Here is a 13,887-nt window from a genome sequence, read left to right as displayed (position 1 = left end):
TTCTCTCACACGCACCACCGCTCCCCCTCGCGTCCACGAAGTGAGACCATGTGCCCCTGCGAGCGGGAACGCGCACCTCACGGCGCCCCTCGCGCCCACCACCCCCTGCAAGAAGGACCGGACCGAGATGGCAGTGACTCTGGCCGATGTGGCGGCACGCGCCGGAGTGTCGTCGGCGACCGTATCCCGTGTTCTGAACGGCAACTACCCGGTCGCGGGAAGCACTCGGGAGCGGGTCAGGCGCGCCGTCGCCGAACTGGACTACGTCGTCAACGGCCAGGCGCGGGCCCTCGCCGCCGCCACCTCCGACCTGGTCGGAGTCCTCGTCAACGATGTCGCCGACCCCTTCTTCGGGCTCATCGCGAGCGCCGTCCAGGCCGAGATCAGCGCGGGCGCGGCGCCGGGCGGCGGCAAGCTCGCCGTCGTGTGCAACACCGGCGGATCCCCTGAGGCCGAACTCACCTACCTCACGCTTCTCGAACGCCAGCGCGCCGCGGGCGTGGTCCTCACCGGGGGCGCCGTGGAGAGCGAGGAGCACACGGCGGCGGTCACCGCGCGGCTCACCCGGCTCGCCGCGTCCGGCGCCAATGTCGTGCTGTGCGGCCGTCCCCCGCTGCCCCTGCCGGACAGCGGGCTCGTCGCGGCCACCGTCGCGTTCGACAACCGCGGCGGCGCGCGGCGGCTGACCGAGCATCTGCTGTCCCTGGGCCACCGCAGAATCGGCTATGTGACGGGGCCGGTCGAGCGCAGCACCTCCCGGCACCGGTTGGAGGGCCACCGTGCGGCCCTGGCCGAGAGCAGCGCCCGGGTCACCTCGGATCCGGAGGCGTACGCGGAGCGGCTGACGGTGCACGGGACGTACGACCGGGCGTCGGGCTATGACGCCGCGCTGGAACTGCTGCGGCGGGACACGGGTCTGACCGCGATCGTGGCCGCGAACGACACAGTCGCGCTCGGGGTGTGCGCGGCGCTGCGGGATCAGGGGCTGAGCATTCCCGGTGACGTGTCGGTCGCAGGATTCGACGATCTGCCGTTCAGCGCCGATGTCTCTCCGGCACTGACGACGGTCCGCATTCCCTTGCAGGAGGCGGGCGCGCGGGCCGGGCGGTTGGTGATGGGGCGGCTGTCCCCGCCGCCGGGCGGGGTCGCCACGATCCGTACGGAACTCATGGTCCGCGGGTCGACCGCGCCGCCGTCGGGCCGGTCCGCCTGAAGTTATCCACAGGTTTCGGAGGGGGCTTCCGCCGGGCCCCGCATCCGCCTACCTTTGACTCAGGCAAAGGAAATGGGGGATTGATCATGGCCGTCCGGGAGATCCGCGAGTTCAACCGCTTCTACACCAACCTGATCGGCGCGCTCGACTACAGCCGCCACCTGCACACACCGTTCACCCTCACCGAGGCGCGCGTGCTGTACGAGCTGGCACACGCACCGCGGACCGACGCGGCCGACCTGCGGGTGGAGCTGTCGCTGGACGCGGGCCATCTCAGCCGGATGCTGGCCAAATTCGAGGAACGGCAGTTGGTCACCCGCGGCCCGTCGGAACAGGACGCCCGGCGGCAGCGGATAGAGCTGACCACGCACGGAAGACAGGCCGCGTCGTTGCTGGAGGAGCGGTCCGAGGAAGCCGTCGGCTCGCTGGTGGACCGCATACGTCCGCAGGACCGGCCACGGCTGTCCGAGGCGATGCGGACAGTGCGGGAAATACTGCGCGACAACACCGTCAGCGGCGAGGGCGGTGACGGCCGCGCCGCGGCCACCGGCGGCAAACCGTCCGCGTCGCGGGTCGTGCTGCGCGGCGCGCGCCCCGGCGATCTGGGGTGGTCCATCGAGCGCAACGCGGAGGTCTACGCGACGGAGTTCGGGTGGAACGAGGAGTACGAGGCACTCGTCGCCCAGATCGTCGCGGACTTCGCCGCCAATCGCGATCCCGAGCGCGACGCGGTGTGGATCGCCGAACTCGACGGACAGCGGGCAGGCTGCGTCTTCTGTGTACGCGACAAGGAGCCGGACACCGCGCGGCTGCGGTTGCTGCTGGTCGATCCGGCCGCCCGTGGAAACGGCATAGGCAATGTGCTGGTGGACGAATGCATCGCCTTCGCCCGCTCCGCCGGCTACACCGACCTGGTCCTGTGGACGAATGACATACTGGCCGGCGCCCGAACGATCTATCAGCGCGCGGGATTCGAACTCGTCGCGGAGCAGCGGCATCACAGCTTCGGCCGCGAACTCGTGGGGCAGGACTGGCACTTGGCGCTGTAGGGGACAGCGCCGCGGGGCCGACACGACATGGCAGACACGGTATAGGGGGATTCCATGGCGATTTCGATGCAGAAGGTGGAGCAGACCGCGCCCGGTCTGGTCAGCCTCTACAAGCAGGCGGCCGTCAGCCTGGACAAGCACCGGCTGTCGGGCGAGAGCGCCGCGGTCTACCTGGTGCTCGACCGCTCGGGCAGCATGCGGGAGTTCTACAACGACGGCAGCGTCCAGCATCTCGCCGAACAGACGCTCGGTCTGGCCGCGCATTTCGACGACGACGGAATCGTCCCCGTCGTGTTCTTCTCCACCGAGGTCGACGGTGTGGACGAGGTGTCGCTGACGCGGTACGGCGGGCGGATCAACAAGCTCAATGAGGCGTACGGCCACATGGGTCGCACCAATTACGCGGCTGCCATGGAAGCGGTCATCGAGCACTATCAGCGGTCGGGGTCGACGGCGCCCGCGTTCGTGGTGTTCCAGACGGACGGCGGGCCGATCAACAAGGGCGCGGCCATCGAGGTGCTGTGCAAGGCGGCGAAGCTGCCGATCTTCTGGCAGTTCGTGGGATTCGGGGACGACGAATTCCGCTTCCTGCGGCGGCTGGACGAACTGCCGGTACCCGCCAAACGGGTGGTGGACAACGCGGGGTTCTTCCCCGCGGGCAAGGACCCGCGATCGATATCGGACGCGGTGCTGTACGACCAGCTCATGGCGGAGTTCCCCGACTGGCTGGCGGCGGCCCGCGCGCAGGGCATCGTCCGTGGCTGAACAGGTGCCGAGCAGGGGCTGAACACGGGTCGGGCGGGGCCGAACGCGGTTGACCTGGCAGGAAAGCGGTGCCTAGTGTCCGGCGAATGAAACTCGCCTTCTCCACTCTCGGCGTCCCGGCCCTGCCCATCGAGCAGGTGGTGCGGCTCGCGACGGAAAACGGCTTCCACGGCGTCGAATTGCGCGCCAGCGACGAGGAACCGGTCCACCCCGGTCTCTCGGCCGGTGAACGCGCCGACGTGGTGGAGCAGTTCGGCAAGGCCGGGGTCGAGATTCTCACCGTGGCCGCCTACGCCAAGGTGGCCGCGCCCGGGGACGACCAGCCGGTACTCGACGAGATCGGCGCGGCGATGACCCTCGCGGCCGATCTGGGGGCCTCCTATGTGCGGGTGTTCCCCGGCGGAGGCGACACCGAGTCGCAGGAGGCGGACGCGGTCGCCGCGCGCCGTCTCGCAGCGGTGGCGCCGGTCGCCGCCGACCTCGGGGTGCGGGTGCTGCTGGAGACCCATGACTCGCACCGGGGCGGCGCCGATGTCGCGCGGATCCTGGGCCTGGTCGGACACCAGGGGGTCGGCACGATCTGGGATGTGATGCACACCTGGCTGGCGGGTGAGCAGCCGTCCACGACCTATCCGGCGCTGGCACCGTACCTGGGCTATGTCCAGGTCAAGGACATCGCTTCGGCGGCGGACACCACGCCGCTGGCGCTGGGGGCCGGGGTGCTGCCGCTGGCGGAGACCGTCGAGGTGCTGAGCCGGGCGGACTGGGACGGCTGGCTGTGCTGGGAGTACGAGAAGCGCTGGTATCCACAGGTGCCGGAGTTGGCGGGACTGCTCGGCCCGGCACGTGAGCACCTGTCCCGGTTGCTGGCCGACTCGGCCTGAACGGCATGCTCGATCTGGCGCGGCTGAGGGCGCTGCACGCGGTGCACATCCACGGGTCGGTGGGCGCGGCGGCCGAAGCGCTCGGCTACACACCGTCGGCGGTCTCTCAGCAGATCTCCAAGCTGGAGCGGGAGACCAGGTCCGTGCTGCTGGAGCGGCACGGGCGAGGGGTGGCCCTCACGGACGCGGCGCATCTGCTGGTGGAGACCGCGCAGCGGCTGATGTCGATCGTGGAGGCGGCCGAGGTCACGCTGGAGGAGCAGCGCGGACGGCCCACGGGCCGGCTGACGCTGGCGGCGTTCCCGACGGCGGCCTGCGGGCTGCTGCCCGGAGTGCTGGCGGAACTGACCGGGGCGCACCCGGCGTTGGAGCTGCGGCTGCTGGAGGTGGACGCGCATCTGTCGGTGGACCTGGTGGCGCGCGGGACGGTGGACCTGGCCGTGGCGCACGACTGGGACGTCGCGCCGCTGCCCGCACCGCCGGGCTTGGAGCGGGCGGTCATCGGGGACGACCGGTGCGACGTGCTGGTCCCTGCCGGGCACCGATTGGCCGGGCGGACGTCGCTGACGCGGGCGGACGTGGCGCACGAACGGTGGATCTGCCAGCCGCCGGGGTCGGTGTGCCACGACTGGCTGGTGCGGACGTTGCGGGAGGCCGGGACGGAGCCGGACATGGCCTTCCAGGTCGGCGAGTACGGGACGCAGTTGGCGCTGGTAGGGGCGGGGCTCGGTATCGCGCTGGTACCGAGGCTGGGGCGGGGGCCGGTGCCCGAAGGCGTCGCGGTCGTACGGCTGGAGCCCGCTCCGGTGCGGCGGCTGTACGCGCTGTGGCGGACGGGGGCCGCGCGCAGGCCCTCGATCGTCGCGGCGGTCGACACGTTGCGGTCGCACTGGGCGGCTGGGCCGGGATCGGCCGCCGAGGACGGATGATCGGGGCATGCGCCCACGACTTCTGTACCGTCCGCCGCGCCCGCAGCCGGGCGGTGACCGAGGCTCTGAGGCCATCGCGGAACCGTGCGGGGGCGGGGGCCGTCACACCGGCATGCTGACCGTGAAGGTGAATCAGCGCGGAGCGGCCTCGGCCGTGGCACTGGCCGTTTCGCTGACCTTGGGCGCCGTCGCCTGCGGGAGCGGCACCTCGGACGCGGCGGACGGCGCGCCGTCCGCCGCAACCGGGTCCGTGACGCCGAGCGGCGACACGACCACCGCGACGACCGCGCCGCCGACCACCGCCGGGCCGACGACCGCGGTGCCGACGACCGGTGGCCCCACCACAGGCGGGGCGAGACCGGGGGCGGGGTCGATCGCCAGTCGCGTCGTGTACTTCTCGTCGTCGGTGCGGGCCGTCGCGGGGACGCACGAGGTGCTGCACGACCGGGGCGAGTTGGACCGTTTCGCCACCACCGTGGCGCACAGCGACGGGCGGACGGCGGCGGAGATCTCGGCTGGCGGGGCGGCGACGGACTTCGGGCGGTACGTGCTGGTCGGCTGGACCGAGTCGACCGGGTGCAGCGCGGCCACGTCGGCGACGCTCGGCGTGGCGGGCGACTCGCTGAAGCTGCGCGTCGAGCAGCCGACGCCGACGGCGGAGTGCCTGACGGACTTCCGCGTGACGGTCGTCTTCGAGGTGCCGAAGGACCGGATCCCCGCGCGTCCCGCCTTCGGCTGAGCGAAGGCGGGACGCCAGAAGGGCAGAAGGCCAGGACGGCGGGACCCGCCGGTTCCGTCACATGGGCGACGGGTCTCCTCCCGTCACGCCACCGCGCGCACCTCGCCCGTGAAGGTGCGCCACAGTTCGGCGTAGCGGCCGTCGCGGGCCAGCAGCGCCGCGTGGGTGCCGTCCTCGATGACCCGCCCGTGGTCGAGGACGACGACCCGGTCCGCGCGGGCCGCCGTGCTCAGCCGGTGCGCGACGACCAGCGTCGTACGCCGGGTGGCGAGCCGGTCGGCGGCCTGGTTGACGAGGGCTTCGGTAGCCAGGTCGAGGGCCGCGGTCGCCTCGTCGAGAAGCAGCACGGCGGGGTCGACCAGTTCGGCGCGGGCCAGGGCGATCAACTGCCGCTGCCCCGCCGACAGATTGCGGCCCCGCTCGGCGACCTGGTGCAGATAGCCGCCCTCCAGGGTCGCGATCATCGCGTGCGCGCCGACCGACCGCGCCGCCGCCTCGATCTCGGCGTCGGTCGCGCCCATCCGCCCGTACGCGATGGCGTCGCGCACCGTGCCCGCGAAGAGATACGGCTCCTGGGGGACGACGCCGAGGCGCTGCCGGTAGGCGGTGAGGTCGAGTTCGCGGATGTCGCTGCCGTCGACCAGCACCGCGCCGTCGGTCGGGTCGTAGAACCGCGCGACCATCTTGACCAGGGTGGACTTGCCCGCGCCGGTCTCGCCGACGAAGGCGACGGTCTGCCCCGCGGGGATGCGCAGATTCACACCGCTGAGCGCCTCCGCGCCCTCGGCCCCCTCGCCGCCGTACCTGAAGTGCAGGTCGCGGAAGGCGATCTCGCCGCGTAGCCTTCCGACCTCGCGCGGCCGGGCGGCGGCCGGCGTGGCGGTCGGCTCGTGCAGCAGCTCACGGATCCGGCCGAGCGACACCGACGCCTGCTGGTAGCCGTCGAAGACCTGCGAGAGCTGCTGCACGGGCGAGAAGAACAGGTCGATGTAGAGCAGATACGCCACCAGCGCGCCCGCCGTGAGCGTCCCCGCGCTGATCCGGTGCGCGCCCACGATCAGGACGAGCGCCGCCGCCACGCTGGACAGCAGTTGGACGAAGGGGAAGTAAACGGAGATCAGGAACTGGCCGCGCACCCGCGCCGTCCGGTAGTCGTCACCGCGCTCGGCGAATCGTTCCGCCCCGCGCCGCTCCCCCCGGAACGCCTGCACGATCCGCAGACCCGCGACGTGCTCCTGGAGGTCGGCGTTGACGACGGCGATCCGCTCGCGCGCCAACTCGTACGCCTTCACCGACTTACGGCGGAAGACCCAGGTGGCGACGATCAGGATCGGGAGCGTGGCGAAGACCATCAGGGCGAGCTGGACGTCGATGGCGAGCAGAGCCACCAGGATGCCCAGGAAGGTGAGGACGCTGACCAGCGCCGTGACCAGCCCGGTCTGGAGGAACGTCGACAGCGCGTCCACGTCCGTGGTCATCCGCGTCATGATGCGGCCGGTCAGCTCGCGCTCGTAGTAGTCGAGGCCGAGCCGGTGCAGGTGCGCGAAGATCTTCACGCGCAGCGTGTAGAGGACGCGTTCGCCGGTGCGGCCGGTCAGCCGGGTCGAGCCCCACTCCGCCGCCCACTGCGCGATCACCAGGACCAGGCCGAGCAGCGACGCCACCCAGACCGCGCCGAGCGCCGCCTGCCGGACGCCCGCGTCGATGCCGTGCCGGATCAGTACCGGCAGCAGCAGTCCCGCGACGGCGTCCACGGCCACCAGCGCCAGGCTGAGCAGCAGCGGGGTACGGAAGCCGCGCAGCAGGCTGCCGAGGCCGAACTTCTCCTCGGCGGTCCGCGCCCGGTCCTCGTCCACTTCCGGGGTGTCCAGCGCGGGCGGCAGCGCGGCGACCTTGGCGAGCAGGTCGGGGGTCGCGGGCATGCCGGCCAGCGCGCCCGCCATGCCGCCCTGGACGGGAGCGACCCGCGGCGGGACGGAAGCGCCCGCGGCGGCGCTCCGCCGGTCGTCGTCCTCGGCCGCAGCCCGCCGGTCGGCAGGCCACAGTTCGGGAGTCACAGCCCCCGGTGGCACAACCTCAGGTGGCACAGCCTCAGGAGAAGCGCCGTCGCCCCGCGCCAGGTCGTCGTCGAGCGGACACTCGAAGCCGTCGAGACCGTCCGTACACCCCTCGGTCCGCGCACTCGCCAGTTCGGCCTGTGCCGCGGCCATTTCCGTCTGCGCCGCCTCCCACTCGATCCGCCCCGCCGGGTCGAGGTCGACCACGTCGGCGCCGAGCGCGTCCGGGTCGGTGAGCAGCGCGCGGTAGAGCGCGCAACGCTCCTGCAACTCCTCGTGCGTGCCGACGTCCGCCAGGCGTCCCGCGTCCAGCACGGCGATCCGGTCGGCGAGCGCCAGCGTGGAGCGGCGGTGGGCGATCAGCAGCGTCGTACGGCCGCGCATCACCTCGCGCAGCGCGTCGAAGATCTCCGCCTCCACCCGGGCATCGACCGCCGAGGTGGCGTCGTCGAGCAGCAGCAGGCGGGGATCGGTGAGGATCGCGCGGGCGAGGGCGACGCGCTGGCGCTGGCCGCCGGACAGGGTCAGGCCCTGTTCGCCGACGACCGTGTCGTAGCCGTCGGGCAGGTCGGAGATGAAGCCGTCCGCCTGTGCGGCGCGGGTGGCGGCGAGCATCTGCTCCTCGGTGGCGTCCGGGTGGCCGTAGAGGAGGTTCGCCCGCACGCTGTCGGAGAACAGGAAGCTGTCCTCGGGGACCATGCCGATCGCGGACCGCAGCGATTCGAAGGTCAGCTCCCGTACGTCCACGCCGCCGACGCGTACGGCGCCGCCGGTCACGTCGTACAGCCGCGGCAGCAGCAGCGAGACCGTGGACTTGCCGGAGCCCGAGGAGCCGACGACGGCGACGGTCTCGCCGGGCTCGACCCGCAGGTCGAAGCCGTCGAGGACCGGCCGGTCCTCGGTGTAGCCGAAGGTGACGTGGTCGAAGTCGACGGTGGCGGGGGCGTCCGCGGGCAGCGTCCTGGCGCCGTCGGTCAGGGTGGGCTCGGTGTCGATCAGTTCGTAGACCCGCTCGACTCCGGCTCGCGCCTGCTGGCCGACGGTGAGCATCATCGTCAGCATCCGGACCGGTCCTGTGAGCTGCGCCAGGTAGGTGGAGAAGGCCACGAAGGTGCCGAGGGTGATCTGGCCGCGGGTCGCCATCCAGCCGCCGAGCGCCAGCATGCCGATCTGGCCGAGGGAGGGCACCGCCTGGAGCGCGGGGCTGTAGCGGGCGGTGAGGCGGATGGTACGGAGGCGGCCGGCGAACAGCTTGCGGCTGACCGTCTCCAGTTTGTCCATCTCCTGCTGCTCCTGGCCGAAGCCCTTCACCACGCGCACACCGGTGACCGAGCCGTCGACGATGCCCGCGACGGCCGCCGCCTGACCTTGCGCGTACCAGGTCGCGGGAAACAGCCGCTTACGCGACCGGTCGGCGATAAACCACAGAGCGGGGGCGACCGCGAGCGCGACCAGGGTGAGCAGCGGCGACAGCGTCAACATCACCACGAGGGACAGCACGAACAGCAGCAGATTGCCGATCATCATCGGCAGCATGAACAGCAGACCCTGGATGAGCTGAAGGTCGCTGGTGGCGCGGCCGACGACCTGGCCGGTGCTCAACTCGTCCTGGCGGCGGCCGTCCAGGCGCATGATCGAGCCGAACATCTCATTGCGCAGGTCGTACTGAACGTCCAGCGCGAGCCGTCCGCCGTAGTAGCGCCGCACATAGGTGAGCACATAGACGACGACGGCCGCCGCGATCAAGGTGAACGCCCAGGGCGCGAGCGGCTTGTCGTGCTTGACGATCACGTCGTCGATGATCAGCTTCGGCACCAGCGGGACCAGCGCGGTCACCGCCATGCCGCCGAGCGACGCGCCCATCGCGAGCAGCACATTGCGGCGGTAGCGCCAGCAGTACGTGGTCAGCCGCCACAGCCAGCCCCGCTCCTTCGGCGTCCGCGCCGCCGCCCCCTCACCGGGGACAGGACCTTCCTTCGTCGTCCTCGCCCTGGTCAACGACCTTGCCACCCGTGTCCTCCAGCCCGTCCGTCCACCCGTTGCCGCCGGAGGCTGCAACGCTCCGGCGTGCGCGTTTCATCCTCCCGCAACAAACGGGAGACCAAGGCCGCGGGGCGGTGCGACCTTGGTCGTAGTCCCGGGGGCGACGCCGGCCAGGCCGCCAAGGGGCCGTGGACAGGCCCGCAGGACGGCCCTGGAGGGGCCGTCAGCGGGCTGCGGCGACCTGCCGGGACATGATCGTCGTCAGCTCGTACGCGGTGTGCGAGGCCGCGACCGAGGTGATCTCGGCGTGGTCGTAGGCCGGGGCGACCTCGACGACATCGGCCGACACCAGGTGGCAGTCGGACAGGCCGCGCAGGATCTCCAGCAGCTCGCGGGAGGTGAGCCCGCCGGCCTCCGGGGTGCCCGTGCCGGGCGCGTGCGCCGGGTCGAGCACGTCGATGTCGACGGAGATGTACAGCGGGCGGTTCCCGACGCGCTCCCTGAGCTGCTGCGCGACCTCGTCGACGCCGCGCCGCATGACGTCGGCGGACGTCACGATCCCGAAGCCCATCTTCTCGTCGTCGTCCAGGTCCTTCCTGCCGTACAGCGGGCCGCGCGTGCCGACGTGCGACAGCGCCGACGTGTCGAGAATGCCCTCCTCGACCGCGCGTCGGAAGGGCGTGCCATGGGTGTACTCGGCGCCGAAGTAGGTGTCCCAGGTGTCCAGGTGCGCGTCGAAGTGCAGCAGCGCCACCGGGCCGTGTTTGCGCGCGACGGCGCGCAGCAGGGGCAGCGCGATGGTGTGGTCGCCGCCGAGCGTCATCAGCCGGGCACCGGTGTCCAGCAGGTCGTCCGCCGCGGCCTGGACGGTCTCCACGGCCTCGTTGATGTCGAACGGGTTGGCGGCGATGTCGCCCGCGTCCGCGACCTGGGCGAGCGCGAAGGGCGACGCGTCCTGTGCCGGGTTGTACGGGCGCAGCAGCCGTGACGCCTCGCGGATCGCGTTGCCGCCGAACCGCGCGCCGGGCCGGTAGGAGACGCCGGAGTCGAAGGGCACGCCGACGACCGCGACGTCGGCGGCGCCGACCTCGTCCAGGCGCGGCAGGCGCGCGAAGGTGGCCGGTCCCGCGTAGCGCGGGACACGCGAGGAGTCGACGGGGCCGCGCGGCTCTGCGCTGCTCATGGGTGGCTGCCTCTTTCGTTGGGGGTCGCCCACCTGAGGGGCGAGGCCGACCCTACGTGGCCGCCGGAAGCCACCGGAATGTACGTTTCCTCCAATCGGCGGTCCCGATTACGCCTCGGCGTCGATCCCCGCCCCGACGCACGTCCGAGCGGCGGAGCGGGACAATGTGCGCATGCCCTTGGATCCAGCTGCCGCAGCACCCACCCGCCAGGCCCTCGTCGCCCATCTGACCAGCACCCGGATAGCCGGCGACGTGGCGACCAGCCGCGAGAACAACCTCGACCACTTCCGGGCGCTGGCCGAGGGAAATCGCTACTACTGGTTCGGACTGGAGCTGGGCGACCGCTGGGACGACCAGGCGGCGGTGCTGGAGCTGATGGCCGAGCGGTGCGGTGTCGTCGCCGATCCCGGGCACCGGCACGGGCAGGACACCATCGATCCCGAGCTAACGATCGACGCGCTCGACCGGATGGCCGGTGTGCTGCACAAGGCGGCGGAAAACGGCTCCAGGGTGCTGGTGGCGACCGGTCACCCGGCGGGTCTGTTCGCCGTCCACTGGGAGCTGGCCGCCGCGCTGCGCGCGGCGGGCTGCACGCTGATCACCCCGTCGGAGCGCCTGTACGCGGACGGCGGCGAGATCCGGCACCTGGCGTCCGTTTCCATGGTCCACCGGGCGGGCGGTCTGGTGCACACCCACTCCCCCGACCCGATGCGGGAGATCCTGGACGCGCTGGAGCGCGACGGCGAGCCGCTGCCCGATCTGGTGATCGCCGACCACGGCTGGGCGGGGTACGCGGGCGAGCGCGGCATCGACACGGTCGGCTTCGCGGACTGCAACGACCCGGCGCTGTTCGTCGGCGAGGCGGAGGGCCGCCTGCTGGTGACCGTCCCGCTGGACGACAATGTGCCCCCGCAGCACTACGCGCCGCTGACCGCGTATCTGCTGGCGACCGCCGATCTGGCCGCCGCAGGTCAGGCCGCACGGAACTGACGCCGTCCCGGTCCGTCGCTACGCTCGCTACCATCGATGAGGGAACAAAGGGAATATCAGGGTCAATAGGGGGGCGAGGAAGGCAGGCACAGTGGTCCAGGTCGTGATCGTCGATGACGAAGCACTGGTCAGGGCCGCCCTGCGAAGCATCCTCGAATCCTCCGGCGACATCCGGGTGGAAGCGGACTGCGACGGGCACGACGCCGTCGATACGGTGACCGCGACGCGTCCCGGCCTCGTCCTGCTGGACGCGGTGATGCCGCCGCCCGACGACGGGCTGACCGTACTGCGCGCCCTGCGGGCACTGCCCTCGCCGCCCGCCGTCGCCATGCTGACCGCCTTCGACACCAGCGCCCATCTGCGCGCGGCGATGGCGGCGGGCGCCACCGGCTTCCTGCTCAAGGACACCGCGGTCGGCACCCTGATCGACGCGGTACGCGTCATGGCACGCGGCGGCACCGTCTTCACCCCCACCGTGGGCCGCGCGGTCGTCGACGGCTTCCTGGGCGATCCGCTCGGCTCCGACGGCGCGAAGCCCGGTACACCCGGGGCGTCCGCGCACGCCGCGGCCTTGGCACCGCTGACCGACCGCGAGACCGAGGTGCTGCGACTGCTGGCGGCCGGGCTGCCGAACGCCCGGATAGCGGCCGAGCTGGGGATCTCGGTCGGCACGGTCAAGGACCATGTGCGCGCGGTGCTGCGGAAGCTGGCGGCGCCCAACCGGGTGGCCGCCGCCGTCGCCGCGCACCAGGCCGGGCTGGTACGGGTGCCCGAGTGATCGTGAAACCACGTGTCACCCTGCCGGACGCCGCCCTGTTCGCCCTCTCCGCGACCGAGGTGTGGGCGACGCGCTCCTACGGCGGCCCGCTCTCGTTCACCTTCGCGGCCCTGGGCACGCTGGCGCTGCTGTTCAGGCACCGCTTCCCGCTGATCGCCTTCGCCGCGACCCTGCCCGCCCTCTCGCTCGGCTACATCTGGTTCTCGCCGATGGGCGCGCTCTACGAGATCGCCGCGGGCGGTCCCGACCGCCATCGCGCACAAGGGTGGCCGTTTTCTCCGGCCGGGCCCTCGAAGCGCACGCCTTCCGGTACGCCGCCCGCCACGTCCTTCGCTCCGGCGGCTCTCGTACCGCCGGCGACGCCGTCCGCTGCCTCATCGGACGCGCTCACCCGTTCGGGTGAGCGTGTGATGTCGCGCCGCGCCCTGCTGACCGGTGGCTGCGCGCTGCTCGCGGCGACGGTCTCCTGCGTGCCCTGGCCGTTCCGCGACCCGGCGCCCTGGGGGCTCTCGGACACGATCCTCGCGGTGATGCTGTCCTCGCTGCTGGCCCTGGCGCCGACCGCGCTGGGCCTGTTCGCGGCCTCGCGGCGTGAGCTGGCCGGGCGGCTGGAGGAGCTGGCGGCCAGCAGGGAACGGGAGAGAGAGCTGGCCGCCGAACAGGCGGTGGTACGGGAGCGGGCCCGGCTCGCCCGCGAGATGCACGACACCGTGGCGCACCACATCAGCCTGATCGCCGTGCAGTCCGGCGCCCTGGAGGCGACCGCGCGGGGGCCGCAGGCGCGGGCGGCGGCCGGTGCGGTGCGCGAGCTGAGCCGGGACGCGCTGGACGAGCTGCGCCGGATGGTGGGGCTGCTGCGGCTGCCGTTGACGTCGGGGCAGCCGCTGGACGCGGGCCCCGGCCTCGCGGGCATTCCCGCGCTGGTCGCTGCCGCGGGACCCGGCACACACGGCGAACTGCCAGGCGCCATGGCCCCGGCCGACGCCGCCCGCCTGCCGTCGGACGTCCAGCACGCGGCGTACCGCATCGTGCAGGAAGCGCTCACCAACATCCGCAAGCACGCGCCCGGCGCGGAAACCCGCGTCCTGGTGCGGCACAGCGGCGATGTGCTGGTGGTGGAGGTGCGCAACGGCCCGGCGTCGGCGGCTCCGGGACCGGCCCTGCCCTCGGGCGGCCACGGTCTCGCCGGACTGCGCGAGCGGGCGGTGCAGCTCGGCGGTGAGTTCATCGCGTCGCCCGCGGCGGCCGGGGGCTTTCTCGTACGGGCGACGCTGCCGGTCGGACCCGCGGTCGAGGCCGCGTAGGCGGAGCCGCAC

General features: G+C 72.3%; 11 protein-coding genes. 9 read left to right on the top strand and 2 right to left on the bottom strand.

Features of this window, described 5'->3' with window-relative positions; translation table 11 throughout:
- Window positions 1-127: 127 nt before the first annotated feature.
- The 6 genes from BGM09_RS05770 (at window position 128) to BGM09_RS05745 (ending at window position 5,579) form a co-directional block, all read left to right on the top strand.
- Window positions 128-1,213 (top strand): LacI family DNA-binding transcriptional regulator, encoded by a 1,086-nt coding sequence (locus BGM09_RS05770; protein WP_188280314.1) that lies wholly within the window; start codon window positions 128-130, stop codon window positions 1,211-1,213.
- Between the two features lie 86 nt (window positions 1,214-1,299).
- The gene (locus tag BGM09_RS05765) at window positions 1,300-2,262 is read left to right on the top strand and encodes a bifunctional helix-turn-helix transcriptional regulator/GNAT family N-acetyltransferase (protein WP_188280313.1); all 963 of its coding nucleotides are present in this window, start codon (window positions 1,300-1,302) and stop codon (window positions 2,260-2,262) included.
- Between the two features lie 54 nt (window positions 2,263-2,316).
- Window positions 2,317-3,027, top strand: a complete 711-nt coding sequence (locus BGM09_RS05760) for a VWA domain-containing protein (protein ID WP_188280312.1) — start codon at window positions 2,317-2,319, stop codon at window positions 3,025-3,027.
- A gap of 86 nt (window positions 3,028-3,113) precedes the next feature.
- On the top strand, window positions 3,114-3,911 hold the full coding sequence (locus BGM09_RS05755) for a sugar phosphate isomerase/epimerase family protein (RefSeq protein ID WP_188280311.1): 798 nt from the start codon (window positions 3,114-3,116) through the stop codon (window positions 3,909-3,911).
- 5 nt (window positions 3,912-3,916) lie between these two features.
- Window positions 3,917-4,840, top strand: coding sequence for a LysR family transcriptional regulator (locus tag BGM09_RS05750; RefSeq protein ID WP_188280310.1), 924 nt, complete (start codon window positions 3,917-3,919; stop codon window positions 4,838-4,840).
- Between the two features lie 112 nt (window positions 4,841-4,952).
- Complete coding sequence (locus tag BGM09_RS05745; protein WP_188280309.1) at window positions 4,953-5,579, top strand: hypothetical protein; 627 nt, start codon at window positions 4,953-4,955, stop codon at window positions 5,577-5,579.
- A gap of 83 nt (window positions 5,580-5,662) precedes the next feature.
- Here BGM09_RS05745 and BGM09_RS05740 read toward each other — a convergent pair whose 3' ends face one another.
- Both BGM09_RS05740 and speB read right to left on the bottom strand, forming a co-directional pair.
- Window positions 5,663-9,553, bottom strand: a complete 3,891-nt coding sequence (locus tag BGM09_RS05740) for an ABC transporter ATP-binding protein (RefSeq protein WP_223186382.1) — start codon at window positions 9,551-9,553, stop codon at window positions 5,663-5,665.
- Between the two features lie 289 nt (window positions 9,554-9,842).
- Window positions 9,843-10,802, bottom strand: coding sequence for an agmatinase (speB, locus tag BGM09_RS05735; protein ID WP_188280307.1), 960 nt, complete (start codon window positions 10,800-10,802; stop codon window positions 9,843-9,845).
- Between the two features lie 172 nt (window positions 10,803-10,974).
- Here speB and BGM09_RS05730 point away from each other — a divergent pair, with 172 nt between their 5' ends.
- The 3 genes from BGM09_RS05730 to BGM09_RS05720 all read left to right on the top strand — a co-directional run bounded on the left by BGM09_RS05730 (window position 10,975) and on the right by BGM09_RS05720 (window position 13,875).
- The gene (locus BGM09_RS05730) at window positions 10,975-11,793 is read left to right on the top strand and encodes a phosphatase (RefSeq protein WP_188280306.1); all 819 of its coding nucleotides are present in this window, start codon (window positions 10,975-10,977) and stop codon (window positions 11,791-11,793) included.
- Window positions 11,794-11,896: 103 nt separating this feature from the next.
- On the top strand, window positions 11,897-12,571 hold the full coding sequence (locus BGM09_RS05725) for a response regulator transcription factor (protein WP_317452548.1): 675 nt from the start codon (window positions 11,897-11,899) through the stop codon (window positions 12,569-12,571).
- Window positions 12,572-12,573: 2 nt separating this feature from the next.
- Window positions 12,574-13,875: a sensor histidine kinase gene (locus tag BGM09_RS05720; RefSeq protein WP_188280304.1), complete on the top strand. Its 1,302-nt coding sequence runs from the start codon at window positions 12,574-12,576 to the stop codon at window positions 13,873-13,875.
- The last annotated feature ends 12 nt before the right edge of the window (window positions 13,876-13,887 follow it).

It is taken from the genome of Streptomyces sp. CBMA29 (genome assembly GCF_014596445.1).
Classification (GTDB): Bacteria; Actinomycetota; Actinomycetes; order Streptomycetales; family Streptomycetaceae; genus Actinacidiphila.
The sequence above is the reverse complement of the archived record's forward strand: the minus strand, read 5'-3'. Positions and strand labels throughout refer to the sequence as shown.

Coding starts and splice junctions, on each gene's coding strand:
- BGM09_RS05730 (WP_188280306.1), top strand. CDS start 10,975: ATGCCCTTGGATCCAGCTGCCGCAGCACCCACCCGCCAGGCCCTCGTC.
- BGM09_RS05750 (WP_188280310.1), top strand. CDS start 3,917: ATGCTCGATCTGGCGCGGCTGAGGGCGCTGCACGCGGTGCACATCCAC.
- BGM09_RS05765 (WP_188280313.1), top strand. CDS start 1,300: ATGGCCGTCCGGGAGATCCGCGAGTTCAACCGCTTCTACACCAACCTG.
- BGM09_RS05770 (WP_188280314.1), top strand. CDS start 128: ATGGCAGTGACTCTGGCCGATGTGGCGGCACGCGCCGGAGTGTCGTCG.
- BGM09_RS05755 (WP_188280311.1), top strand. CDS start 3,114: ATGAAACTCGCCTTCTCCACTCTCGGCGTCCCGGCCCTGCCCATCGAG.
- BGM09_RS05760 (WP_188280312.1), top strand. CDS start 2,317: ATGGCGATTTCGATGCAGAAGGTGGAGCAGACCGCGCCCGGTCTGGTC.
- speB (WP_188280307.1), bottom strand. CDS start 10,802: ATGAGCAGCGCAGAGCCGCGCGGCCCCGTCGACTCCTCGCGTGTCCCG.
- BGM09_RS05745 (WP_188280309.1), top strand. CDS start 4,953: ATGCTGACCGTGAAGGTGAATCAGCGCGGAGCGGCCTCGGCCGTGGCA.